General features: G+C 65.7%; 21 protein-coding genes and 1 pseudogene. 7 read left to right on the plus strand and 15 right to left on the minus strand.

All coding sequences use genetic code 11. The annotated features are described in order from the left end of the window. Positions 1 to 7 precede the first annotated feature (7 nt). Complete coding sequence (locus NDK18_RS04070; protein WP_250627157.1) at positions 8 to 964, minus strand: bifunctional riboflavin kinase/FAD synthetase; 957 nt, start codon at positions 962 to 964, stop codon at positions 8 to 10. A gap of 104 nt (positions 965 to 1,068) precedes the next feature. Further along, positions 1,069 to 2,652: a murein biosynthesis integral membrane protein MurJ gene (murJ, locus tag NDK18_RS04075; RefSeq protein ID WP_250627649.1), complete on the minus strand. Its 1,584-nt coding sequence runs from the start codon at positions 2,650 to 2,652 to the stop codon at positions 1,069 to 1,071. A 263-nt stretch (positions 2,653 to 2,915) separates the two neighbouring features. Here murJ and rpsT point away from each other — a divergent pair, with 263 nt between their 5' ends. Beyond that, positions 2,916 to 3,179: a 30S ribosomal protein S20 gene (gene rpsT, locus NDK18_RS04080; RefSeq protein WP_250625593.1), complete on the plus strand. Its 264-nt coding sequence runs from the start codon at positions 2,916 to 2,918 to the stop codon at positions 3,177 to 3,179. A 352-nt stretch (positions 3,180 to 3,531) separates the two neighbouring features. On the opposite strand, the gene cgtA is transcribed toward rpsT, so the two are convergent. The 4 genes from cgtA to NDK18_RS04100 all read right to left on the minus strand — a co-directional run bounded on the left by cgtA (position 3,532) and on the right by NDK18_RS04100 (position 6,104). Beyond that, entirely contained in the window at positions 3,532 to 4,596 is a 1,065-nt protein-coding gene (gene cgtA / locus NDK18_RS04085; protein WP_250627158.1) for an Obg family GTPase CgtA, read from the minus strand. 85 nt (positions 4,597 to 4,681) lie between these two features. Then, positions 4,682 to 4,939 carry a 50S ribosomal protein L27 gene (gene rpmA / locus NDK18_RS04090; RefSeq protein WP_250625582.1) on the minus strand — a complete coding sequence of 86 codons (258 nt, stop codon included), beginning with the start codon at positions 4,937 to 4,939 and terminating at the stop codon, positions 4,682 to 4,684. A 20-nt stretch (positions 4,940 to 4,959) separates the two neighbouring features. Beyond that, positions 4,960 to 5,274 (minus strand): 50S ribosomal protein L21, encoded by a 315-nt coding sequence (rplU, locus tag NDK18_RS04095; protein WP_250625581.1) that lies wholly within the window; start codon positions 5,272 to 5,274, stop codon positions 4,960 to 4,962. Between the two features lie 98 nt (positions 5,275 to 5,372). Next, the gene (locus NDK18_RS04100; RefSeq protein WP_250627159.1) at positions 5,373 to 6,104 is read right to left on the minus strand and encodes a DUF2059 domain-containing protein; all 732 of its coding nucleotides are present in this window, start codon (positions 6,102 to 6,104) and stop codon (positions 5,373 to 5,375) included. A gap of 142 nt (positions 6,105 to 6,246) precedes the next feature. On the opposite strand from NDK18_RS04100, the gene uvrA reads away from it, so the two are divergent. From uvrA to NDK18_RS04120, 4 genes are all read left to right on the plus strand, one after another. Continuing rightward, on the plus strand, positions 6,247 to 9,186 hold the full coding sequence (gene uvrA, locus NDK18_RS04105; RefSeq protein ID WP_250627160.1) for an excinuclease ABC subunit UvrA: 2,940 nt from the start codon (positions 6,247 to 6,249) through the stop codon (positions 9,184 to 9,186). Next, on the plus strand, positions 9,183 to 9,617 hold the full coding sequence (locus tag NDK18_RS04110) for an acyl-CoA thioesterase (RefSeq protein ID WP_250627161.1): 435 nt from the start codon (positions 9,183 to 9,185) through the stop codon (positions 9,615 to 9,617). Before uvrA ends, NDK18_RS04110 begins: the two co-directional genes overlap by 4 nt. 64 nt (positions 9,618 to 9,681) lie before the next feature. Next, complete coding sequence (locus NDK18_RS04115) at positions 9,682 to 11,148, plus strand: DUF4139 domain-containing protein (protein ID WP_250627162.1); 1,467 nt, start codon at positions 9,682 to 9,684, stop codon at positions 11,146 to 11,148. A 53-nt stretch (positions 11,149 to 11,201) separates the two neighbouring features. After that, positions 11,202 to 11,960 (plus strand): enoyl-CoA hydratase/isomerase family protein, encoded by a 759-nt coding sequence (locus NDK18_RS04120; RefSeq protein WP_250625576.1) that lies wholly within the window; start codon positions 11,202 to 11,204, stop codon positions 11,958 to 11,960. On the opposite strand, the gene NDK18_RS04125 is transcribed toward NDK18_RS04120, so the two are convergent. The 3 genes and pseudogenes from NDK18_RS04125 to bamJ form a co-directional block, all read right to left on the minus strand. Then, positions 11,957 to 12,796 (minus strand): sulfurtransferase, encoded by an 840-nt coding sequence (locus NDK18_RS04125; protein ID WP_250625575.1) that lies wholly within the window; start codon positions 12,794 to 12,796, stop codon positions 11,957 to 11,959. The genes NDK18_RS04120 and NDK18_RS04125 overlap by 4 nt on opposite strands. Beyond that, a pseudogene (locus NDK18_RS04130) lies at positions 12,793 to 13,577 on the minus strand (NUDIX hydrolase). Before NDK18_RS04130 ends, NDK18_RS04125 begins: the two are co-directional and overlap by 4 nt. Before the next feature lie 38 nt (positions 13,578 to 13,615). Further along, a complete protein-coding gene (bamJ, locus tag NDK18_RS04135) occupies positions 13,616 to 14,341 on the minus strand; it encodes a BamJ family beta-barrel-assembly machinery protein (protein WP_250625574.1) in 726 nt (241 codons plus the stop codon). Positions 14,342 to 14,483: 142 nt separating this feature from the next. Between bamJ and NDK18_RS04140 the strand changes: the two genes are divergently transcribed. After that, a complete protein-coding gene (locus NDK18_RS04140) occupies positions 14,484 to 15,266 on the plus strand; it encodes an enoyl-CoA hydratase-related protein (RefSeq protein ID WP_250627163.1) in 783 nt (260 codons plus the stop codon). Positions 15,267 to 15,296: 30 nt separating this feature from the next. Here the strand turns inward: NDK18_RS04140 and NDK18_RS04145 are convergent, their stop codons facing one another. The 5 genes from NDK18_RS04145 to NDK18_RS04165 form a co-directional block, all read right to left on the minus strand. Continuing rightward, a complete protein-coding gene (locus NDK18_RS04145; protein WP_250625572.1) occupies positions 15,297 to 16,190 on the minus strand; it encodes a DUF1684 domain-containing protein in 894 nt (297 codons plus the stop codon). Between the two features lie 92 nt (positions 16,191 to 16,282). Further along, positions 16,283 to 18,103: a DNA mismatch repair endonuclease MutL gene (gene mutL, locus NDK18_RS04150; protein ID WP_250627164.1), complete on the minus strand. Its 1,821-nt coding sequence runs from the start codon at positions 18,101 to 18,103 to the stop codon at positions 16,283 to 16,285. 22 nt (positions 18,104 to 18,125) lie between these two features. Beyond that, positions 18,126 to 19,739, minus strand: a complete 1,614-nt coding sequence (locus NDK18_RS04155) for an N-acetylmuramoyl-L-alanine amidase (RefSeq protein ID WP_250625570.1) — start codon at positions 19,737 to 19,739, stop codon at positions 18,126 to 18,128. 165 nt (positions 19,740 to 19,904) lie between these two features. After that, the gene (gene tsaE / locus NDK18_RS04160; RefSeq protein ID WP_250625569.1) at positions 19,905 to 20,357 is read right to left on the minus strand and encodes a tRNA (adenosine(37)-N6)-threonylcarbamoyltransferase complex ATPase subunit type 1 TsaE; all 453 of its coding nucleotides are present in this window, start codon (positions 20,355 to 20,357) and stop codon (positions 19,905 to 19,907) included. Continuing rightward, positions 20,350 to 21,828 carry an NAD(P)H-hydrate dehydratase gene (locus NDK18_RS04165; RefSeq protein WP_250627165.1) on the minus strand — a complete coding sequence of 493 codons (1,479 nt, stop codon included), beginning with the start codon at positions 21,826 to 21,828 and terminating at the stop codon, positions 20,350 to 20,352. Before NDK18_RS04165 ends, tsaE begins: the two co-directional genes overlap by 8 nt. 91 nt (positions 21,829 to 21,919) lie before the next feature. Here NDK18_RS04165 and queG point away from each other — a divergent pair, with 91 nt between their 5' ends. Continuing rightward, complete coding sequence (queG, locus tag NDK18_RS04170) at positions 21,920 to 22,969, plus strand: tRNA epoxyqueuosine(34) reductase QueG (RefSeq protein ID WP_250627650.1); 1,050 nt, start codon at positions 21,920 to 21,922, stop codon at positions 22,967 to 22,969. Here the strand turns inward: queG and pgi are convergent. Beyond that, positions 22,966 to 24,582: a glucose-6-phosphate isomerase gene (gene pgi, locus NDK18_RS04175; RefSeq protein WP_250627166.1), complete on the minus strand. Its 1,617-nt coding sequence runs from the start codon at positions 24,580 to 24,582 to the stop codon at positions 22,966 to 22,968. The genes queG and pgi overlap by 4 nt on opposite strands. Positions 24,583 to 24,607 lie beyond the last annotated feature (25 nt).

Consider the following 24,607-nt stretch of genomic DNA (forward strand, 5'->3'; position numbering starts at 1 on the left):
AGGATCGTCATGCGTCGACGAGGATGGGGTTCATGCCCAGCGCCTGGCGCGCGTGGGTCTCGTCAAGTTTCATTTGTGCGGTGAGGGTGTCCAGATCCGCAAACTTCTGCTCGTCGCGAAGCTTGGTGACGAACTCCACCGCGATGCGGCGCCCATAGAGGTCGCCGGCAAAATCGAACAGGTGCGCCTCGAGCAAGGGCTCGGCCACGCTGTTCACCGTGGGCCGCACGCCAAGGCTCGCCACGCCAGGCCAGCTGCAGGGGCCTTCGCCCACGCCGATGCGTACGGAAAAAATGCCCTGGATTGGACTCACCCGTTTACGAAGGTGGATGTTCGCGGTGGGAAACCCAAGGGTGCGGCCCAGCTTGTTGCCGTGTTCCACGTGGCCCTCGATCACGAACGGCCGCCCCAGGAGCGGAGCGGCCTCGGCAAAGCGGCCTTCGGCCAGCAGCGCACGGACGCGTGAGGACGACACGCGCACCTCGTCGATCTGAACCGGTGGCAAGGCATGGGCGGTAAATCCCAGTTGCTTGCCCATGGTTTCGAGCATGGCGAAATCGCCCCGGCGGCCGTGGCCGAAACGGAAGTCGCCACCCACCCAGACCTCGCGAGCGTTTATCCGCCCCACCAGGATGTTCCTGATGAAATCTTCCGCTGACATGGCGGTGAGCTTCTGGTTGAAGCGAAGCATCAGCACGGCATCAAGGCCTGCCGCCTGCATGCCCTGGACTTTCTCGCGCATGGTGGACAGGCGCGGCAAGGGCTGAGGCGAAAAGAACGCGCGCGGCAGGGGCTCGAAGCTGATCGCCGCCGCCGAAATGCCCTGCGCCACGGCGCGCCCGTGCACCGTGCCCAGCAACGATTGGTGACCACGATGAAGCCCGTCGAAAGCACCGATGGCAACGATGCTGCCACCGGGCGCAATGGACGGTCCGGAGCTGTCACGGAACAACCGCAGGGCCATCGTTCAGCGGGCCCCTGGCAGGCCGGCAACCGGCATGGAGCTTGGGAAAAAGGTCATCCAGCCAGTATAGCCGCAGCGTTGCGGCGCACAACGCGCCTTAGGTGTCAGTGCTCGCGCAGTTCCCTCATGCGGAAGCCCAGGGCGAACAGGGTCACCAGGTAGCCTGCCCCGCCAGCAGCGATCAGGGCGGACAGCCAGCCCACGCGATGATGCACATCCATGCCCGGCCACGCCGGCGCCAGATAAAGCCCCAGCGCCAGCACGGCGATCATCACGGCACAGGACGCACCCAGGCGGCCCAGATGACGACCCCAGCCCGGCTGGCGCACGTACACCCCGGCCTTGCGCAGCCAGTACCACAAGAGCGCCAGGTTCACGTAGCTGGCCAGCGCGCTGGCCATCCCCAGGGCCATGTGCAGGCCCGGAACCTTCGACAGCCCCTCCAGCCACGATCCGGCCTTGATGTCCTCGGGCGCCCAAAGGGAAAAAAGCAGCAGCAGGAACAGTCCGTTGAAAACCATGTTCAGCACCAGCGAGGCCACGCCGGCCCGGACCGGGGTTTTGGTGTCCTGGCGCGAATAGAACGCCGGCAGCAATACCTTGACCAGGGCGAAGGCCGGCAGGCCGAACGACAGCGCGGTAATCGACAGCGAGGACATCCGCGTATCGAAGGCGGTGAACTTGCCATGCTGGAACAACGTGGCCACCAACGGTTCGGACAGCAGCATCAGCGCGAACATGGCCGGCACCGCGATCAACAGGGTGATCCGCAGACCCCAGTCCAGAGCGCGCGAAAACCCCGCGCTATCGGTGGCCACGTGGTGGCGCGACAGCGACGGCAGGATCACCGTGCCCAGGGCCACACCGAACACGCCCAGCGGAAGCTCCAAGAAGCGGTCGGCCTGCGACAGCCAGGTTTGCGAGCCGTTGATCAGCAACGCCGCGACCACCGTATCGAGCAGCAGGTTGATCTGCGCGACGGACGAACCGAACAGGGTCGGCACCATCAGCTTCATCACCCGGCGCACATCCGGATGCGTCCAGCCCCAACGCGGCAGGATCAGCAAATCGAGTTTTGCAAGGCTCGGCACCTGGAACAACAGCTGCAGGATGCCGGCCGCCAGGATCGCCCAGCCCAGCGCCAGGATAGGCGTATGCAGGCGCGGTGCCAGCCATAGCGCGCCGGCGATCATGCACAGATTCAGGATCACCGGCGTCAACGCCGGCATGGCAAAGCGATGGAAGCTGTTCAATGCCCCGCCCGCCAGCGCCGTCAGCGAAACGAACAGCAGGAAGGGGAAGGTCAGGCGCAACAACTGCACCATCAAGTCGTACTTGACCGGATCGTCATGGACGAAGAGATCGGTGAGCTGGGGAGTGAAGATCAAACCGAGCGCGGTGACCACCAGCAACACGCCGCCGAGCGTGCCGGACACCCGCGACATCAGCTCGCGCAGGTCCGCGTGCGGGCGGGTTTCCTTCACCTGGGTGAACACCGGCACGAAGGCCGTCGAGAACGATCCTTCGGCAAACAGCCGGCGCATGAAATTCGGGATGCGGAAGGCCACCCAGAAGGCATCCGTGGCGGCGGTGGCACCGAAGGCGTAACTGATGGCCTGGTCCCGGACCAGCCCCAGCACACGGGACACCATCGTCATGCTGCTGAAGGAAAGCAGCCCACGGAACATGCTGGGGGACTTCATGCGACGGTCGCGGCCTCTATGAATCGGGAATCCGCGGCCAGACGGCACGGCGGGCGTCATAGTCTGACAGGGCACCCACCTCACATGACAGGCAATTCTGTGGCAAAATACTGGCCTTCGGCCCTGCCGGCAGGTTCCTGCCCGTCCCAAGGCCGGTAACGTCATCGGCCTAAGCTGTTGACGCAGCGGCGCATTGGCGCCACAATTAGCGTCTTTTTCAAGCCCAACCTACAGATTCGGAGTTTCCCTTGGCCAACATCAAGTCCGCGAAGAAGCGTGCGCGTCAGTCGGAGCAGCGCCGCCTGCGTAACGTCTCCGCGCGTTCCATGGTGCGTTCCGCACTGAAAAAGGTGGTCAAGGCAATCGAAGCCAAGGACAAGGCAGCCGCCACCGAGGCGTACGCCACCGCCACCCCGCTTATGGATCGCTACGCCGCCCGCGGCCTGATCCACAAGAACAAGGCCGCCCGCCACAAGAGCCGCCTGAACGCCAAGATCCGCGAACTGGCCTAAGCCTCTCTCGCGCTCCGAAAAAAACCGGCCGCTGGCCGGTTTTTTTTGCTCGTGCGTTTCGCGGGGAGCCGGAGAGCGGCGGAGCCGGGGGCGGTCATCCTCGTCAGCGACTTGTGGAACCGAGCGTTGCGGGCGGAAAAGGCCCGAAGGGGGCCGGCCTCGGTCGGCCGTTTTCGCGAAGGCCGCAGGCCGCCTCGAAAACCCCCGCCCGCAACGCGCGCGCGCCGGGGCGCAGCCATAAGAAAAAGCCGCGCAGCGGCCTCTTCTCCCAAGCGCCGGTGAAACCGGAGCGACGAGGGTGACCGCCCCCGGCTCCGCCGCTCTCCGGCTCCTCGACCAAGCCCGAGCGCAGTCAGCCTTCGCGCATACGCACGTCAGCCGAGGCCTCTTCGGCGTCGCGGGCTGCGGCCCGGGCTGCATCGAAGAACTGCTGCACTTTCTGGCAGACGTCCCAAGTGCCTTCGCGGGAGATGGCGGAGATGAGGAACCAGGGGTCCTTCCATTCCAGGCGTTCGACGATCTCTTTGGCGCGTGCATGGCGCTCGTTTTCGTCGAGGACGTCGGCCTTGTTCATGACCAGCCAGCGGGGGCGTTCCAGGAGTTCGGGGTTGAACTTGGCCAGTTCTTGTTCGATCGCCCTGACTTGCTCCACCGCGTCGCCGCCGTCGATCGGGGCGATGTCCACGACGTGCAGCAAGAGGCTGGTGCGGGAGACGTGGCGGAGGAATTGGATGCCCAAGCCTGCGCCGTCGGCGGCGCCTTCGATCAGGCCGGGGATGTCGGCCACGACGAAGCTTTGGTCGGTGCCGATGCGCACGACGCCCAGGTTGGGGTGCAGGGTGGTGAAGGGGTAGTCGGCCACGCGCGGCGTCGCTGCCGACACGGCGCGGATGAAGGTGGATTTGCCGGCGTTGGGGAAGCCCAGCAGGCCGACGTCGGCCAGCAGTTTCAGTTCCAGCTTCAGCTCGCGCATGTCGCCCGGGGTGCCCGGGGTGGATTTGCGCGGTGCACGGTTCACCGAACTCTTGAAGTGGATGTTGCCAAGGCCGCCACGACCGCCTTCGGCCACCAACAGGCGCTGGCCGTTGACGGTGAGGTCGCCGATGACCTCGTCAGTGTCGACGTTGGTTACCACGGTACCTACCGGCACGCGGATGTCGGTGTCTTCGCCGCCCTTGCCGTACATCTGGCTGCCCATGCCGTTCTGCCCGCGCTGGGCGCGGAAGGCACGCTGGTGGCGGAAATCGACCAGGGTATTGAGGCCTTCGTCGGCAATGAGCCACACCGAACCGCCACCGCCGCCGTCACCGCCGTCGGGGCCGCCGAAAGGAATGAATTTTTCGCGGCGGAAGCTGATGCAGCCGTTGCCGCCGTCCCCGGCAATGACCTTGATGATGGCTTCGTCGACGAATTTCATGATGGAGAGCAACCTAAAAGTGGAAAGGCCAGAAACGAAAAGCCCCGCCGGTGGGCGGGGCCATCGCTTCGAAGCCGGCGGCGATTTACGCCGTGACGACGTCGACGAACTTGCGACCCTTGTCACCACGCGTCTTGAACGCGACGGTGCCATCGACCAGGGCGAACAGGGTGTGGTCGCGGCCGAGGCCGACACCGACACCTGCGTGGAACTTGGTACCGCGCTGGCGGACGATGATGTTGCCGGCTTCGACAGCCTGGCCACCATAGATCTTCACGCCCAGATACTTCGGGTTCGAGTCGCGACCGTTGCGGCTGGAACCTACGCCTTTCTTATGTGCCATGACTTAATTCCTCCGGCCGATCAGGCAGTGATGCCAGTGATCTCGATTTCGGTGTAATGCTGACGGTGTCCCATCTGCTTCTTGTGGTGCTTGCGGCGGCGGAACTTGATGATGCGGATCTTGTCGTGGCGGCCGTGGGCGCGCACCTTAGCGGTGACGACGGCACCGGCGACGACCGGGGCACCTACGGTGATCGAATCGCCTTCGCCAACCAGGAGGACCTGGTCGAAGTTGACCGTACCGTCGACTTCGGCGTCGAGCAGCTCCACGCGCAGGATCTCGCCCTGCATCACGCGGTATTGCTTGCCGCCAGTCTTGATGACTGCGTAACTCATGGAAATAGCCCTTGTGTAGTTCTTATTTGGGTGCTGCGAGCCGGCGACTATACACGACCGTGTCCGCCAGGGTCAACAACCCGACTGTTTTTAGGGGCTTAGGTGCCACTGGCAGGGGTGGAAGACCCGGATGAATCGGTCTTTTTCGCCGGTTTTTTCGCCGGGGCCTTGGCCGGCGCCTTGGTCGAGCCCTGGCTTGCCGGCCTGGCGGTCGACTTCGCCGGCGTCTTGGAGGCTGGCTTCTTGGTCGATTTCTTGTGGCTGGAGGCCTTGCGGGTGGGCTCCGGTCCCGAGGCGACCTCCGGCGGCACCATCCCGGGCTTTTCCTTGGTGCCCGGGCACTGGCCCTCGGTGTCGAGCTGGCCCTTGGCCTTCAGTTCCCCCACCAGCTGGTCGCGGCGCTTTTCGCCCCATTCGCGGGTGACCTTCACGTTCTCGGCGAACACCTCGGGCATTTGGGCGATCACCTTCTGCCCCAGGGGGGTGCGATAGAACTTCAGCAGGCCGTCGATTTCTTCCCCGGTGAAATGCTTCTGGTAGGCCGGGATCATGGCGTCGAGCAATTCCTGCCGGTTACCGTCGTTGATGAAGCCCGACCACACTTCGTCGCCGATGCAGGGGCGGCGGGCCTTCAGCGCCGTGGCCATCTGCTGGTTCATGTCGCTAAGGCTTTGCGGCACGCCCATCAGCACGATCAGGTCGTGTACCTGGGTGGCGGTGGCCGGGGCCCCGGACGATACCGGGGCGGGGGCGGCGACGGGGGCGCCAGCGGCCGCCCAGGACAACATGGCCAGGGCGAGGCCCGGGATCAAACGCAACGCCACACGCATGGGAGCTTTCCTCCGGCTCAAAGTCAGCAAACACAAGGCGCCGGAGTGTAGACCACCGGCCCGTGACGGGCATTAAATTCTCCTTCGACGGAACGTGCTCCGCCGCTTGCTATCATGGGGTTTTCTCCCCATCTAAGGCGTCATGGATACCATCCGCATACGCGGCGCCCGCACGCACAACCTCAAGAACATCGACCTGGACCTCCCGCGCGATAAGTTGATCGTGATCACGGGACTGTCCGGCTCGGGTAAATCCTCGCTGGCTTTCGACACCATCTATGCCGAAGGCCAGCGTCGTTACGTGGAGTCGCTTTCCGCGTATGCCCGGCAATTTCTGTCGATGATGGAAAAGCCCGACGTCGATCATATCGAAGGCCTTTCGCCGGCCATTTCGATCGAACAGAAATCGACCTCGCACAACCCGCGTTCCACCGTGGGCACCATCACCGAGGTCTACGACTACCTGCGCCTGCTCTATGCACGCGTGGGCACGCCGCGCTGCCCCGACCATGGCATCGCGCTGGAAGCGCAAACGGTAAGCCAGATGGTGGACAACACCCTGGCCCTGGACGCCGACACCCGCTGGATGCTGCTGGCCCCGGTGATCCGCGACCGCAAGGGCGAACACGTACAGGTGTTCGAGCAGATGCGCGCCCAGGGTTTCGTCCGTGCGCGCGTGGACGGTGTGGTGTACGACCTGGACGCCGTGCCGCCGCTCACCCTGCGCCAGAAGCACACCATCGAAGCGGTGATCGATCGCTTCAAGCCGCGCGCGGACATCAAGCAGCGCCTGGCCGAGTCGTTCGAAACCGCGCTGCGCCTGGGCGACGGCATCGCCATCGTGGTCAACATGGACAATGCCAAGGCACCCGAGCAGCTGTATTCCTCCAGGTTTTCATGCCCGCTGTGCGATTACTCGCTCCCGGAGCTCGAGCCGCGGCTGTTCTCGTTCAACTCACCCACCGGTGCCTGCCCCGGTTGCGACGGCCTGGGTGTCACCCAGGTATTCGATGCCACGCGCGTAGTGGGCCATCCGGAGCTGAGCCTTGCCGGCGGCGCGATCCGCGGCTGGGACCGGCGCAACGCGCACTATTTCCAGCTGATCATGTCGCTGGCCAAGCACTATGGCTTCGATCCTGACGAACCGTGGCAGGGTCTTCCGGCCAAGGCCAAGCAGGCCGTGCTGCATGGCTCGGGTAAGGATGTGATCGCCTTCCGCTACCTCACCGAACGAGGCGGCAAGGTCACCCGCGAACATCGTTTCGAAGGGATCCTGCCCAACCTCGAACGTCGCTACAAGGAAACCGAATCCGCAGCCGTGCGCGAGGAACTGGCCAAGTACATCAGCGACCATCCCTGCCCCGATTGCGGCGGCCAGCGCCTGAACCGTTCGGCACGCAATGTGTTCGTGGCCGACCAGCCGTTGCCGTCGATCACCGCATTGCCGATCGACGACTCGCTCAAATTCTTCGGCACGCTGAAACTCACCGGCTGGCGCAACGAGATCGCGGTGAAGATCGTCAAGGAGATCAGCGAGCGCCTGACCTTCCTGAATGATGTGGGCCTGAACTACCTCACGCTCGATCGTCAAGCCGATTCGCTCTCCGGCGGCGAAGCGCAGCGCATCCGCCTGGCCAGCCAGATCGGCGCGGGCCTGGTGGGCGTGATGTACGTGCTGGACGAGCCCTCCATCGGCTTGCACCAGCGCGACAACGAGCGCCTGCTGGGCACGCTCACGCGCCTTCGCGACCTCGGCAACACGGTGATCGTGGTCGAACACGATGAAGATGCCATCCGCGCCGCCGACCACGTGCTGGACATCGGCCCGGGCGCTGGTGTGCACGGCGGCGAGATCGTTGCCCAGGGCACGCTTGCCAACCTGCTCAACTCGCCGCGCTCGATCACCGGCCAATACCTTTCGGGCAAGCGCGGCATCGCGGTTCCCGAAAAGCGGCGCCGAGCCAAGGACGACTACTGGCTAGCACTGCGTGGCGCTACCGGCAACAACTTGAAGGGTGTGGACCTTGAGATCCCCACCGGCACGTTCACCTGCATTACCGGCGTATCGGGCTCGGGCAAGTCGACGCTGGTGAACGACACGCTGTTCGCGCTAGCCGCCGCCGAGCTCAACGGCTCGTCGATACAGCCGGCGCCGTACGAATCGATCGAGGGCCTGGAACTGTTCGACAAGGTCGTGGACATCGACCAGTCGCCGATCGGCCGCACGCCGCGTTCGAACCCGGCCACCTACTCGGGTCTGTTCACCCCGCTCAGGGAATTGTTCTCGCAGGTGCCCGAGTCGCGTGTCCGCGGCTACCTGCCCGGCCGTTTCAGCTTCAACGTGCGCGGTGGACGTTGCGAGGCCTGCGAAGGCGACGGCATGATCAAGGTGGAGATGCACTTCCTGCCGGATGTGTACGTGCCATGCGACGTGTGCCACGGCAAGCGCTACAACCGCGAAACGCTGGAGATCCACTACAAGGGCCACACCATCGCCGACGTACTGGCGATGACGGTGGAAGATGCCTTGAAGCTGTTCGAACCGGTGCCGGTGATCGCGCGCAAGCTCGAGACGCTTCGCGCAGTGGGCCTTGACTACATCAAGCTCGGACAGAGCGCGACCACCCTCTCCGGTGGCGAGGCCCAGCGCGTGAAGCTGTCCAAGGAATTGTCCAAGCGCGATACCGGAAGCACGCTGTACATCCTGGACGAGCCCACCACGGGCTTGCACTTCCACGACATCGAACAATTGCTCGACGTGTTGCACCAGCTGGTGGAACAGGGCAACACCGTGGTGGTGATCGAGCACAACCTGGACGTGATCAAGACGGCCGACTGGGTAGTCGATCTCGGTCCCGAGGGTGGTGCCGGCGGCGGTCGCATCCTGGTCAACGGCACGCCCGAGACGGTGGCGGCCACGCCGTCGTCGCACACGGGCCGGTTCCTGAAATCGCACCTGGCAACCCAGGCGAAGCCGGCAGCAGCAAAAAAATCCGGCAAGACCGCCGTCAGCAAGGGCACCGCAGCGAGCAAGGCCACCACGACAACACAGGCGGCCGAGAAGAAAAGGAAGACCGCGTGACCGAAGGTGCCGTCGATGACACCCCGGGCCTTCTCCACCGCGCACCGATTCTCGTGCGCTGGAGGGACCTCGATGCCTTCAACCACGTCAACAATTCCAGCTACCTCACCTACCTGGAAGAAGCCCGCCTGCAATGGCTGCACCACGTGCCAGGCTGGTACGACGAGAACGCCGTGCCGGTGCTGGCGGCAAGCTCGCTCAACTACCGCGCGCCCATCGCGTGGCCCGCGGAGCTGGCGGTAGAGCTTTACTGCGAACGGCTTGGCAACAGCTCGCTCACCATCGCCCACCGCATCGTCGACATCGCCGACCGCCATCGCCTGTACAGCGATGGCAACGTGGTACTGGTATGGATGAATCCGCACGACGGCAAGCCGGTGCCGTTGCCGGCAGGTATTCGGAGGGCGGGCGAGCGCGCGTTGGCCGACTGACCTGATGCTTTTGTTCATGGTCGGTCGCTATGATCGGCGGACCCGCCACGAATGGAGTTCGTCCGTGATCAAGCGACCGCTTGCCTGCCTGCTTGGCTTCCTTGCTGCCACCCCGGTGGCGTTCGCCGCCGACGGCGTGAACCTCACGATCTATCGTGCCGATGGCGCGGAATTGTTCGGCGTCCAGGCCAATGGACCGGTGCAGGACGGCTACGCCGTGGTGCACGAGAAGCGGGACATCGCGCTCACCGGCGGCACCCAGGACATCGTGCTGGGCGGCTTCCCCTATTTCCTCGATACCGAGGCGTTGTCCCTGCGCTTTTCCGGCAAGGCACGCGTCGCCTCGCAGCGGCTGACGTCGGCTGCCGGCGGTAATGCCACCCTGGCGGCCATGGTGGGCAAGCAGGTGACCGTGATCGGTACCGCCGGTCAACCCATCACCACCGGCACCCTGTTGCGTGCAGGCGATGGCTTGCAGCTGCGCGATGGGACGGGCTCCACCATCGTGGTCCGGGATTTCGCAGCCGTGTCCTCGCATGGCGACTTCCCCGACACCGGCGCCACGCTTACCGTGCGCGTAGCCGACGGCAGCGCCGGCAACGATGCCGCCGCGCTCGATTACCCCACCCAGGGTTTAGGGTGGCGCGCCTCCTACATCGGCACACTGGCAGCCGGCAGCAGCTGCCGCATGAGCTTCCAGGCACGCGCCAGCGTCGCCAACCGCAGCGGCCGTGACTGGACCGATGCCCAGGTCAAGCTGGTGGCCGGTTCGCCGAACATGGAGAAGCCCGTCGCCTATGCCAACGCGGCGCCAGCCCCGATGATGCGCAAGGCGGGATTGATGGCGATGGACTCGTCGAGCACCGACGTACGCCAGCAGACCCTTGGCGACTACCGCACCTACACCTTGCCTGGTGCTGTATCGCTGCCCGACGGCAGCATCAGCCAGGTGCCGCTATATGCCACACGCGACGTGGCCTGCGAGCGCGAGAGCGTCTACGAGTTGCCCGGCACGGGCTTCCAGTCGGGCCAACCGATGATCAACCGTTCCTTCAACCTGGGTGATAGCCAGGAAGTGACGAGCAAACTTCGCTTCGACGCCTTCGACACGCTGCCGGCCGGCTACCTGCGCGTGCTGACCGTCGACCGCGACGGCAACGCCGAGCTTCTGGGCGAGACGCGCATGGCCGACACCCCCAAGGGCGAGAAGGCCAATGTCGTGCTGGGCAATGCGATCGACCTGCGTGGCAAGAACGAATTGACCACCTTCAATGTCGACCAGGCTGCGCACCGCATGGATGAAGGCCGCCGGATCACCCTGAGCAATGGCGGCGACGAAGTGAAGACGGTCACGGTGATCGTCCATCCCTATCGCTGGAACCACTGGAAGCTCGTTTCGTCGTCGGCAAAACCCACCAAGCAGACGCCGGACACGCTGGAGTTCCACGTGGACGTACCCGCCAATGGCAAGACGACCCTCGACTACGCGGTAACCTATAACTGGACGGCCGCCGACGCTCCGGCGCATTGACCGGTATCCACCCTTAAGCCACAGCGACCGACCGTACGCAAAGGACCCGCCCCATGCTCGACATCCTTCCCCAAGACGACGGCATCGTCGAAATCCGCCTGGCGCGGCCGCCGGTCAATGCGCTGAACGTCGAACTGGTTCGGCTGCTGCGCCAGACGATCGAAGAATGCCCGGCGCAGGGAACCCAGGGCATCGTGCTGTCGGGCACGCAGGGCATGTTCTCCGCCGGCGTGGACGTGCCTTCGCTGATCGGCGCGGACCGTGCCACGGTGCGCGAATACTGGCGGGAATTCTTCCTGCTTTGCGGCGCCCTGGCCAACTCGCCGCTGCCGCTGGCGGCAGCCGTCACTGGGCACAGCCCCGCCGGCGGCGCGGTGCTGGCGCTGTTTTGCGACTACCGCGTGATGGCGCACGGGCCCTATCGCATCGGCCTGAACGAGGTACAGGTAGGGTTGTCGGTACCTGACGCGATCCAGGTGGCGCTGCGCCGCGTGGTGGGTCCCTATCGTGCCGAGCGCCTTCTGGTGGCCGGAGCCATGCTCGATGCCGAGCAGGCGCAAGCGGTGGGATTCGTGGACGAACTTGCCGGCCTGGAACAGGTCACTACCCGCGCCCACGTCTGGCTACGTGAACTGCTTGCGCTTCCCCGCCAGGCGATGCTGCGCACACGCGCACTGGCGCGTGCGGACCTTGCCGCTACCTTCGCCGATGTCGACGCCCTGCCACTGGATGGGTTCCTGGATGATTTCTTCAGCGAGGAAACACAGGCCACGCTTGCCGCGCTGGTCGCGCGACTGAAGAAACCGCGCTAACCGCGCGCGACGGGGCGGTCCGGGTCGCTCGACCAGCCGCTCCAGGACGGTGCGAACAGGCGCGAGCCTTCCAGGCCCGCCTGGGCCATCGCCAGCACATTGTGGCAGGCCGTGACACCCGACCCGCACATGTGCACCACGTCGCCCGGGTGGCGGCTTCCCAGCAGCGCTTCGAACGACTGGCGCAGTTCCGCGGAAGTCCGCCAGCGCCCGTCGGCGAGGTTCTGTTCGAAGGGACGGTTCAGCGCGCCGGGCACGTGGCCGGCCACCCTGTCGATGGGTTCGACCTCGCCCAGGTAACGCGGGCGGGCGCGGGCATCCACCAGCACCGCGTGGTTCTCCGCCATCAGGTGGGTAAGTTCGTCGGCATCCACCAGCAGGTCGGTATCGAAGGCGATATCTACGTGGGTGTCCGGGGGTTTCGGGATATCGGTGGACAGGGGTTGCCCCGCCGCTGTCCAGCCCTGGATCCCGCCATCGAGCACGGAGGCCGGGATGCCTGACATCACCAGCAGCCACCACAGGCGCGCCGCCGCCAATGCGCCGCCTGCCCCGTCGTAGGCCACCACGTGCCGGCCCGGCAGCCAGCCCCACGCCGACAGGCGCGCGGCAAACTGGGGGGCCGTCGGCAGTGGATGCCGGCCGGCGTGCTCGGCACGCGAGCCATGATCGGAAAGGTCGCGATCAAGATGGGCGTAGACCGCGCCGGGCAAGTGGCCGGCCTGGTAGGCGGCCTCGCCCGCTTCAGGGTCGGCAAGCTCGAAACGGCAGTCAACGAAGAGGGGGCTTTGCAAGCCTGCCGCGGTGCCGGCATCGATTACAGGTGCAAGGCTCATGCGTGTCCCATCCGTCGCAGCAGGTTCAATACGATAGCCGCCGTCGCACCCCAGATGCGATGGCCGGCATGGACGAATTCGACCATATCCCGCCGGTGGCCACGATAGTCCATGGTATAGCGGCGCAGGTTTGCAGGATCCACCAGGAAGGCCAGCGGTACCTCGAAGATCTCTGCCACCTCGCCCGGCGCCGGATGCAACCGCGCGTCGGCGTCGATCCGCGCCACCACCGGCGTGATCACGAAGCCGCTGATGGTTTCGTATCGATCGAGGAAACCCAATGGCCGCACCGCCGAACGGTGCAGGCCGATTTCCTCCTCGGCTTCGCGCAGGGCTGCATCGACCACGCTGGCATCGCCCTCATCGACGCGTCCACCGGGAAGCGCCACTTGTCCGGCGTGTTCGCTCAAGGTGTGCGTGCGCACGGTGAGCACCAGGCGCTGCTGGCGATCATCACGGAAGCCCAGCATCACCGCTGCCGGCGCGCGCGGCGACTGGCCCAGGAGGTCGGCCATCTCGGCTTGGTTCCATCCTGGACCTGCCGGCGGCGCGTCGAGCGGAAGCAGCGCGCGCGCCAGTGAGTCGCGATCGCCGTCCATCAGTGCGTTTCCCGCGAAGGCAATATGTTGTCCATCAGATGGCGGCGCTCGCCATCGCTCATGCTGCGCCAGCGTGCAATCTCGTCGCCCGTACGCAGGCAGCCTTCGCAAAGGCCGCGCGCATCGAGCCGGCAAATGCCGGTGCAGGGTGAAAGAATGGCTTGCGCAAGAGAGTCGGTCATCGACCGGGAATATTATCGCGTTTCGCCTAAAGGCGCGCTTACTGCTTGATTTGCAGCAATTCGATCTCGAAAACGAGGGCCTCGTTCGGGCCGATGCGCGGCAACTCGCCACGCTCGCCATAGGCCAGCGATGCGGGGATTACCACGCGCCAGGTATCACCCACCTGCATGCGGGGAATGACATCCTGCCAGCCGCGGATCACCTGGTTGACGGTGAAAGTCACCGGATTGCCATGCGCCCATGAGCTGTCGAATTCCGTACCGTCGACCAGCGCGCCGCGGTAATTCACCGTGACGGTGCTATCCACGCGGGGATGCACGCCACCGGTGCCGTTCTTGATCACCGCGTACTGGATGCCCGATGGCAGCGTGACAACACCAGGCTGCGCCTTGTTGCGCGCCAGGAATTGCGCGCTCTTGCGGGCGTTTTCCTGGCCGATGCGCTGGAACTCGGCCAATGCATCGTTGTGCTGGCGGGTGTCATAGGCGATCAGCTGGTCGTGCATCTGCTGCATCGCCACGGCGGGGGTGCGCTTGGCGTAGCCGTCCTGCAACGCGCGCACCAGCGTGGCGATATCGACATCCGGGCTGCCGTCGCGGGCGAACTGCGCACCGATCTGGTAGCCGATGGCGTAGGACAGCTTGCCCTTCTCCACCGCCACGGTGGCCGGTTGTGCCGGCGCTGCCTTCGATGCGGCTTGCTGGGCGTGTACGGGGGCCGTCCCCAACACCAGGCAAGGCAGCAACCAACGCAGTCGTGACATTCGAACCTCCACTTTCGCCCTTGGGGGCGACGGCACAGCATAAGCGATCCGTCGATGCTCTTGGAAAGCTTAAGGGCCGGAAGGTTCCCGCCGTCCGGTCCCCGGCGCTACCATCGAGGGCTATTTCACCGGAGAGAAGAGCATGGCCTTCCGTAACGTTCTCGTCGCCGACCGGGGCGCGGTCCGTACCCTCACCGTCAACCGCCCCGACAAGCTCAACGCGCTCAACCGCGAGACCCTGGGCGAACTCACCCTGGCATTCGCCCAGGCCGCGCAGGACGACGCTGTACGCGCCGTGGTGCTCGCCGGCGCCGGCGACAAGGCCTTCGTGGCTGGTGCGGACATCAGCGAAATGAACGGCCTCACACCAGCGCAGGCGCAAGCGTTCTCACGGGCCGGACAACGCCTGATGACCTCGATCGAGCGCCTGGGCAAGCCCGTGGTGGCCCGCATCCAGGGCTTCGCGCTGGGTGGCGGCATGGAACTGGCCATGGCCTGCCACCTGCGCATCGCCAGCGAGAAGGCCCGCTTTGGCCAGCCGGAAGTGAACCTGGGCCTGATCCCGGGCTTCGGTGGCACCCAGCGACTGGCGAGGCTGGCTGGCCGCGCCGCGGCGCTTGAACTGTGTCTGCTGGGCACGCCCATCGATGCTGCCCGCGCGGCGGTCCTGGGCGTCGTCACCCGCGTGGTCGCGCCCGAGGCGCTGGATGAGACCGTGGCCCAGGTAGCCGACCAGTTGGCGGCCTCCGCGCCGTTGGCGATGGCGGGCATCCTCAACGCCGTGTTGCAAGGTGGCGAGGCCGGCATCGACGTCGGGCTCGAATTCGAAACCCAGGGCTTTGCGCTGGCCTTCGCCACCGACGACATGCGCGAAGGCACCGGCGCCTTCCTGGAAAAACGCAAAGCCACCTTCCACGGCCGCTAACCCGCGGCACCTGGCGTGCCGCGTGCGATTTTAGTGATGGCTGCCGCGGTACTTCAGTTCGCCTGCCGTGACGCGGAGGTCCAGGCGATTTTCCGGCGGCGCCAGCGGACAAGTGGCATACGGCGTGAACGCACACGGCGGGTTATACGCCTGGTTGAAATCAACCACCACCTTGCCGTCTTTCGGCAGGCCCGTGGTGATGAACCGCGCCGCGCCGTAGGTTTCCTTGCCGCTGGTGCGATCGGCGAAGACGAAGAACAGGGAATCGGCGTCTTCCTGGATGGGATACAGCTCGAAGGTATGGCCATCACGGGTGAACACCGCCTTGCCAGGCACTTTCTCCTTGTTCACGGTACCGAGCACCGAGCCGATTTCCAGCTCGTGCGGCGGATCGAATGGCACCCAGGTAGCCTCCACGCGCCAGGAGGCGTCGATCGGGAAGTAATCAAGGCCCAGGAAACCTGTACGGGTGCCGGCCTTTTCATCCTTCACCCTCAAGGCCTTTTTGCCATCGCGGTCGATGATGAAGAAGCTGGCCGATCCGAACGCTACCGTGGTGGGCTTGCCGGTGGCGTGCATATCATCGATGAGCGGCGCGCTGGCCACGTGCTTGCCATCGATGGTGGCGCCGCTGCTTCCAGCCAGCGTGATGGAAAGCGAGCCATCGGCCGCCTGGGTCACCGTACCCAGGTGGGCGGGGCCGGCATGCAGCACGATGTCGTTGTCGGCTGCCGAACCCACGCGGTTGGCGCCTTCCTTGAGCCACTCCAGGCCGATAAGGCTCAGCCAGCCATCGGGAGCCGTGAGGTTGGCCGCGCGCGTCGCCTGCCAGGCCTGGGTCTGGCGGATGAAGTCTGGGTCCGCCCCGGCGGCACTCGCTGTTCCTGCGGCAAGGACTGAGGCGATGGCAAGGGAGCGGAGCATGGGTGGCGCCTTGGAAAGGGTAGAAGCCTGACAATGAGGCCTCAAGCCGCCTTGATCAAGGGCGCCTGTCACGAATAGCCATCTAGACGGCTTTAGCGCCCACGCATGAAGAGCTTGTCCAGTTCCGTCAGCGACAGCTGGATCCAGGTGGGCCGGCCATGGTTGCACTGGCCCGATCGCTCGGTGGCTTCCATCTCGCGCAGCAGGGCATTCATCTCCGGGATGCCCAGCCGTCGGCCGGCGCGCACCGAGCCATGGCAGGCCATGGTCGAGAGCAATTCGTTTTCCAGTTCCTCAAGGCGCCGCGAACTGCCATGGGCGGCAAGCTCGGACAGGACATCGCGCGCCAGCTGGCTGACGTCGGCACCCTCGAGCAGTGCGGGAATGCGGCGCACCACCACCGCCGAGGGACCGCTGCGCGAAAGTTCAAGACCCCATTCGGCCAGCGCGTCGGCGTGTTCCTCGGCCGCGGCCGCTTCCTTGGCACCCACAGCGATCGACAGCGGCACCAGCAGCAACTGCGAGCGCAGAGCGCTGGTGATACGCCCGTTCTTGAGTTTCTCGTAGGTGATGCGCTCGTGCGCTGCGTGCATGTCCACCAGTACCAAGCCCTGCTCGTTCTCGGCCAGCACATACACCTGCTTCAGCTGCGCGATGGCAAAGCCCAGCGGCGGTGCCTGGCTGTCGTCGGTATCGGGCAACGGCACCTGCACGGCGGAGGCCGCGTTGCCGAACAATGCGGCGTACTCGGCAAGCGGTTCGTCGCGCACACCAAGGGTGAGGCGCGGCTGGTTGAGCGGCCGTGCGCCCCATGGCATCGGCGAAAGGCCTGGCTCGTTCGCCGCGCCCGTCAACGCCGGTGTCCACGATACGTTGGGCGCCGATACCACGGCCTGCACTGGCGCCACGCCGGCCCGGGTCTGCGCCAGTGCCTCGTGCAAGGTGCGGTAAAGGAAATCGTGCACCAGGCGCTGCTCGCGGAAACGCACTTCGCTCTTGGCCGGATGCACGTTTACGTCCACGCCGGCGGGATCGAGGGTGAGGAACAGCACGAACGCCGGATGGCGCCCATGGAACAACACATCCGCATAGGCCTGGCGCACCGCATGCGCCACCACGCGATCGCGCACGAGGCGGCCGTTGACGTAGAAGAACTGCTGATCGGCCTGTGAACGCGAAGCGGTGGGCAGACCCACCCAGCCTCCCAGGTGCAAGCCCGCGGCCGAGTGGTCCACGCGCAGGCTTCGCGAGGGAAATTCCTCGCCCAGTACCTCCGCCACCCTTGCCAGGGCACCGGCCTCGTCGCGCGCTGCCTTGATGATGCGCACCGGCCGCCCGTTGTTGCTGAGGCGGAACTCGACGCCTTCGCGCGCCAGCGCCAGCGACTTGAGCAGGTCGTCGATATGCGCGAACTCCGTGCGCTCGGCACGGAGGAATTTCCGGCGCGCCGGCACGTTGTAGAAAAGATCGCGCACCTCGATGCTGGTGCCCTGCGGATGTTGCGCCGGCCGCGCCTGGCGCAACTTGCCGCCATCCACTTCCAGGCGGAAGGCGGCATCGGCGCCGCGCTGGCGGGAGGTCAGCGCCACCCTTGCCACCGACGACACCGACGCCAGCGCTTCGCCGCGGAAGCCCATGCTGGCTACGTGCTCGAGGTCGTCGAAACTGCCGATCTTGCTGGTGGCATGCGAGGCCACGGCAAGCTCCAGTTCGTCGTGGGCGATCCCGCCGCCGTCGTCGCGCACACGGATCAGCTGGGCGCCGCCCTGCTCGATGTCGATCTCGATGCGCCCGGCGCCTGCGTCAAGGCTGTTCTCGACCAATTCCTTGACCACCGAGGCCGGGCGCTCGATGACTTCGCCGGCGGCGATCTGGTTGATCAGTTCAGGGGGAAGCGCGCGAATGGATGCCATCGGCGCAGGATAGCAAAGGCCGTCAGGATGACGGGATGGCCAGCACCGTGCCTACCCTTACCCCGCTGTCGGGAATCTGGTTGACCTGCCGCAGCGAGCCGACGCTGACGCCGTACTGCTGGGCGATGCCGCGGAGCGTCTCACCCCGCTCGACACGGTGCAGGTCGCGCACATTGTCGTCGGCGCGCGCAATGTTTGCCGCCTTGGCGGTTCGTTTGGCCGCATTGTTGGCGGCCTTGCTGGCCGCCGTGGCAGTACCGACCACCGGCGACGCCTGGATTTGCGAGGCTGCCTCGACCATCGGCTCAGCCTGCTTCGCCATGGCCACCAGGGTGTTGCCGTTGCGGCGCGCGGCCTGGGCGGCGAACCAGGTACCCGGGGGCGGCGTGGTGGCGAAATAGTTGCGGATGCCGCCAAGCACCGCCGTGGCCAGCGATTGCCGGTGGGCGCTGCTACGCAGCTTGGTTTCTTCGGAGGGGTTGGTGATGAAAGCCGTCTCGACCAGGATCGAGGGCACATCGGGCGAGCGCAACACCACGAAATTGGCGCGCTCGACATAGCCGCGGTGGGTAGGACCGAGCTGGCCGACGGCCTTGAGCACGTTGTTGGCGATGGCTTCGGAGGCCTGCATGGCGTAGCCCTGCTGCAGGTCCAGCAGTACCGCGGCGAGCGTGTCGTCCTTGTCGTCCAGTGACACGCCGCCGACGAGGTCGGCGCGGTTTTCCCGGTCGGCAAGCCACCGTGCGGCTTCGCTGGTCTTGCCACGCGGCGAGAGCACCCACACCGACGAGCCCTTGGCATCGCTGTTCTTGAAGGCGTCGGCGTGCACCGAAACGAAGAGGTCGGCGTTGTGTTCGCGGGCGATCTGGTAACGGCGCTTCAAGGGGATGAAGTAGTCGCCATTGCGCGTGAGTACCGCCTGCATGCCCGGCTGTGCGTTGATCTGCGCGGCCAGTTCGCGGGCCACGTTCAGCGTGACGTCTTTCTCGAGCAGGCCCGTGGCCCCGCGGGCGCCGGAATCTTCGCCACCGTGGCCGGCATCGACCGCCACCACCACCTTGCGTTCGCTGGAGGGCATCGACGCCACGGGAGCGGATGACACCGGCGCGGTGCGCCCGCGCTTGCCCGTGGAGGCCGTGCGTAGCGGCTGGGGATCGCGGACCGCGGCGGGCGCCGCCGTGTCATCGCCATCGTCGGAACTGTCGTCGTCGCTGGTGCCGGCGTTCTTCTGCCCGACCTTAGCCAACGCTGGATCGCCCGGGTAAAGATCCAGCACCAAGCGGTAACCGTAGTCGCCCGCGGGCTTGACCATGAAGCTCTTGGGCTTGGCTGTGGGATCCACATGCGCGACCAGACGCGCCGACTTGCCCGTGGTATCGAGCCCCTTGAACAGGCCCTGCGCTCCTGGCGCACGGAAACTCCCGGCGAGGCTTCCACCTGGAAGCTCGATCACCATGTCGCCCGGCTTGTCGCCCGGGGAAACCCTGTATTTGCCATTGTCGGAGAGATCGAACACCACGCGCGTGTATTCAGGGCCGGCCCAGACGCGGGCCGCCTTGATATCGGTGGCGACGGCGGGTTGGCTTGCCATGGTGGCAAGGCAAGCGGCGGCAATGGTGGCGATAATTCCCCTCATGGCCGGGATTGAACTGCAACGGTCAGCCGAAAGCAAGAGGAATTCCCTGAAAAATCCATAACCTGCACATCATTCGTCAGCGTTCGTGCAGGAAGTGTCGCCAAGCGACGGTTTTCGATCAGGAGTCGCCGGGCCGTCGCAAGACAGTTTGCGACTAAAAAACAATCACTTAATCCCTTCCAGGAAGCGGTCGCCCCGCTTTGTGGCCGATTCGAGCCGCAACCGACGCCCCTCGCCGTCGTGGGCGAGGCGAAGATGGACATCGGCCGTCGGCAAGGCTCCCGCGCCCCGCTCTGGCCACTCCACCAGCACCAGCGCGGCCTCATCGGACAACGCATCGAGCCCCAGCCATTCCAGTTCACCCGGATCGGCAATGCGATACAGGTCCAGGTGCCAGGCGACGTGGCCGGGAAACTCATAGGATTCCACCAGGCTGTAGGTCGGGCTCTTCACCCGTTCGCCCACGCCCAGTGCCCTGAGGAATGCACGGGCAAAGGTGGTCTTGCCGGCACCTAGGTCGCCGTGCAGGTACATCACCAGGCCGCCGTCGACACCCGTGGCCAGCGCCTGGGCAATGCCTTGCGTTGCGGCCTCGTCGGCCAGGATGAACTCACGCATGGTCGACGCCGTTGAGGACCGCGCGCAGGGTGTCCAGAAGGTCCGTGGCCGCAAGCCCTATTTCACCACCAGTCGCGGCAAGGTCGCCGGCGCGCGCGTGCACCGAAGTACCCAGGCATGCTGCGGCGAAGGGGTCCTCGGCATGCTGCCCCAGCAAGCCCGCGATCACGCCGGTAAGGATGTCGCCCATGCCGCCGCTGGCCATGCCGGGGTTGCCCCAGGGGCACACCTGAAGGCGTCCGTCCGGTGCGGCGACGATGCTGCCGGTGCCCTTGAGCACCACCACTGCCTGGTATTTGCCGGCAATCGCCGCGGCGGCGGCGAAGCGGTCGGCCTGGATGTCGCGGGTGTCGCAGCCCAGCAACCGACCGGCTTCGCCCGGGTGCGGGGTAAGGATGGTCGGCGCAGTGAAACGGCGCGGGTATTTGGCCAGCATGTTCAGGCCATCGGCATCGAGCACCATGGGCTTGCCGGCGTCGAGCGCCGTCAGCCACAACGCATGGCCCCAGGAGCCCTGTCCCAGCCCCGGCCCCACGGCCAGCACACTCGCTTTCTCCAGCGGCTGCTCGAGCGACTGCGGGCCGTCTGCGGCACGCGGCATCAGCTCCGGCCGCGCCGCGTGCAACGCCACGATGTTCTCCGCGCGCGTAGCGACACTCACCAGTCCCGCACCCACGCGCAACACCGCGCTTGCGCACATCAGCACCGCACCGCCCGTGCCATGGTCGCCGCCGATCGCCAGCACATGGCCGTACTGGCCCTTGTTCGACTGCCGTGGCCGGCGCGGCAGCGCCTGCGGCTGCATCAGGATGGCCGAAGGACGCTGATCGGCGATCACGCGATCGTCCGCGCCCAGGCTCGCCAGTTCCAGCACGCCGACATGGTCGGCCGCATCCTGGGTGAACATGCCGCGCTTGTGCGCGATGAAAGTGACCGTAGCATCGGCGCGCACGCAGCGGCCTGCCGTGGTGCCTGTGTCGGCGGAAAGGCCGGAGGGAATATCCACCGCCAGTACCGGCAAACCAGCAGCGTTGATCGCGTCAATGGCCTCGGCCATGGCATCGCCTGGCGGCCGCGACAGGCCCGTACCCAGCAAGGCATCGACCAGCACGTCGGCACCGCCAAGATCGAGCCTTGCCGAGACATCGCCGCCGCCTTTGACGAAACGGTCGTGCGCTGCCCTGGCGCCTTCCGTCGCAGGCGGAACCACGGCCACCACGCGTGAGGGAAGTCCTTCCTCACGTGCACGCAGCGCCAGCAGATAGCCGTCTGCGCCGTTATTCCCCGGGCCACACAACACCACGATGCGCCGCGCCTCCGGCCATCGCCGCCGCAAGGCACGGAAGGCGGCATCGGCGGCACGCGCCATCAAGGTGGGGGAATCAACTCCCAGGATCTGCATGGCCTGGGCGTCGATCGCATGCGATTGGGCCGCGGTGAACAGTGCCGCGGCAAGCGTTGGCGTGGTCATGGCGGCTATTATAGGGAGGCTGGCCGTGACGGTGACTGCACAACGGACCTCAAGCGAAGGGGTGGCCGGCCCGATTCACTACAATGCGCCCATGGACTACCGGAAGCTCGCCGACGACATCAGGCTCTGGGCACGTGAGCTCGGCTTCGCCGAGGCCGGCATTTCCGGCACGTCGCTTGGCGAGGACGAAACCCACCTTCTGCGCTGGCTGGACGAGGGACACCATGGGGAAATGGAGTACATGGCGCGCCACGGCTCCAAACGAAGCCGTCCGGCGGAACTGGAACCCGGCACGCAAAGGGTGATCTCGGTACGCATGGATTACGTGCCCCCGGGCACGCAACACGCGTGGCCCGTGATCGCCGATGGCGAGCTGGGCTACGTGGCCCGCTATGCGCTTGGCCGCGACTACCACAAGCTCATGCGCAACCGCCTGCAGAAGCTCGCGCAGCGCATTGGCGAGGTGGTGGGCGATTTCGGCTACCGCGCCTATGTGGATTCCGCGCCGGTGCTGGAGAAAGCCCTGGCACGCAACGCGGGACTGGGATGGATCGGCAAGCACACGGTGCTGATCAATCGGCATGCCGGTTCCTATTTCTTCCTTGGCGAGCTTTATACGGACCTTCCCCTGCCCGTGGACACACCGGCCACGGCGCACTGCGGGACCTGCCGCCGGTGCATCGACATCTGCCCGACGCAGGCCATCGTGGGACCGTACCGGCTGGACGCGCGGCGTTGCATTTCGTATCTCACGATCGAACTGCGCGGCAGCATTCCTGAGGACCTGCGCAAGCCCATCGGCAACCGCATCTTTGGCTGCGACGATTGCCAGTTGATATGCCCGTGGAACAAGTTCGCCCAGGAAACCACCGAACCTGATTTCGCGCCACGGCATAGCCTGGATGGCGCGAAGCTGACATCACTGTTCGCGTGGAGCGAAGAGGAATTCCTCTCGCGCACCGAAGGCATGGCGATACGCCGCACCGGTTACGAAGGATGGTTGCGCAATATCGCGGTGGCGTTAGGCAATGCGCCGACATCCGATGATGTCGTGGGCGCGCTTGAAGCGCGCCAACTCGATGCATCGGACATCGTGCGCGAGCACGTCGCCTGGGCGTTGGCCGAGCACGCCGAGCGTTAGCTGCGCGCGGCGATTTCCGCGATCAGTGCCTGGGTGGAAGCGTCGAAGCTCGGGTCGGGCTTGCCCGCCAGCGCCGGCTGGATCTGCTTGGCGATCAGCTTGCCGAGCTCCACGCCCCATTGGTCGAACGCATTGATGCCCCACAGGTGGCCAAGCATGAACACTTTGTGTTCGTACAACGCGATGAGCGCGCCCAGGGCTTCGGGCGTGAGGGCATCGAGAAGGATCACCGTGCTCGGACGATCGCCTTCAAACGTACGCTGGGCAGCGATCGCCTGGTTGCCGTCCTTCGATTCGGCCAGGACTTCCTCGGTGGTCTTGCCCAGTGCCAGCGCCGCCGCCTGGGCCAACAGGTTCGACAGCAGCACGCGGTGGTTTTCTGCCAGCGCATGGCCTGGCTTGACGATGCCGATAAACTCCAGCGGCACGATGTCGGTGCCCTGATGCAGCGCCTGGAAATACGCATGCTGCGCGTTGGTGCCGATGCTGCCCCACACCACCGGCACCGTGCGCCCGCCGACATGCTTGCCCTCCGGCGTGACGTGCTTGCCGAGGCTTTCCATCTCCAGCTGCTGCAGGTAGGAAGGAAGGTCGATCAGCGGATCCACATAGGGCACCACCGCACGGCTGGTGCTGCCACGCACGTTGCGGTTCCATATCTCGGCGATGGCCAGTTGCACGGGCAGGTTTTCCTGCCAGGGCGTGCTGCGAAAATGGTCGTCGATCATCGCGGCCCCTGCGAGCAACGCGCGGAAGTGCTCCATGCCCACGGCAAAGGCGATCGACAATCCTACCGCTGACCACAGCGAAAAACGGCCACCGACGAAGTCCCACATCGGCAGCACCTTGTCGGCGGGAATGCCCCAGTCGGCGGCAGCCTTGGTGTTGGAGCTGACGGAGAGGAAATGCCCGGCGGCCTTCTTCAGGTCGCCGCCGTAGACGGTGGCGATCCAGTCGCGCAGCACGTTGCCGTTGAGCAGGGTTTCCTGGGTATTGAAGCTCTTCGATACCAGCAGCACGATCGTGGTCTTCGGATCGAGCGACTTCATCAGGCCAGCGGCGGCGTGGCCGTCGACGTTGGTGAGGAAATGACTGCGAAGATGAGGCACGTGGAATTGCGCCAGCGCATCGACCGCCAGGCGGGGGCCGAGATCGGAACCGCCGATGCCGATGTTGACGACGTCGGTGATGGTGGCCGGCAAGCCTGCTTCAGGGCCCTTGCCCGCGTGTACGGCGCCGACGATCGACTCGATGCGCTTGAGCGTGGCCTCGATTTCTTCCAGGTCCGCGGCGGGCGCGGGGGACTTCAGCTTCGAGCCACCGGCGCGCAGCGCCGTATGCAGCACGGCGCGGTCTTCGGAAGTATTGATGTGCGCGCCTGAGAACATGGCGTCGCGTGCAGCTTCCCAGTTCGTGCCCTGCACGTAGGCGCCCACGGCGTCGAGCGCGGCCAGGTCGAGCTTCTGGCGCGAGAGGTCCAGCAGTACCGGCCCGACCCGCTTGCGCAGGCGGTCACCGCGCGCCTTGTCCTTGAGCAATTCCCGCAGGTGGGTATTGGCAAGACGGGAAGCGTGCTCGGCGAACGATGGCACGCGATCGGTGATGGCATCCATGGGAGGCTCCGGACAGTGACGGTAA

Source organism: Pinirhizobacter soli, assembly GCF_015905305.1.
Taxonomy (GTDB): Bacteria; Pseudomonadota; Gammaproteobacteria; order Xanthomonadales; family Rhodanobacteraceae; genus Pinirhizobacter; species Pinirhizobacter soli.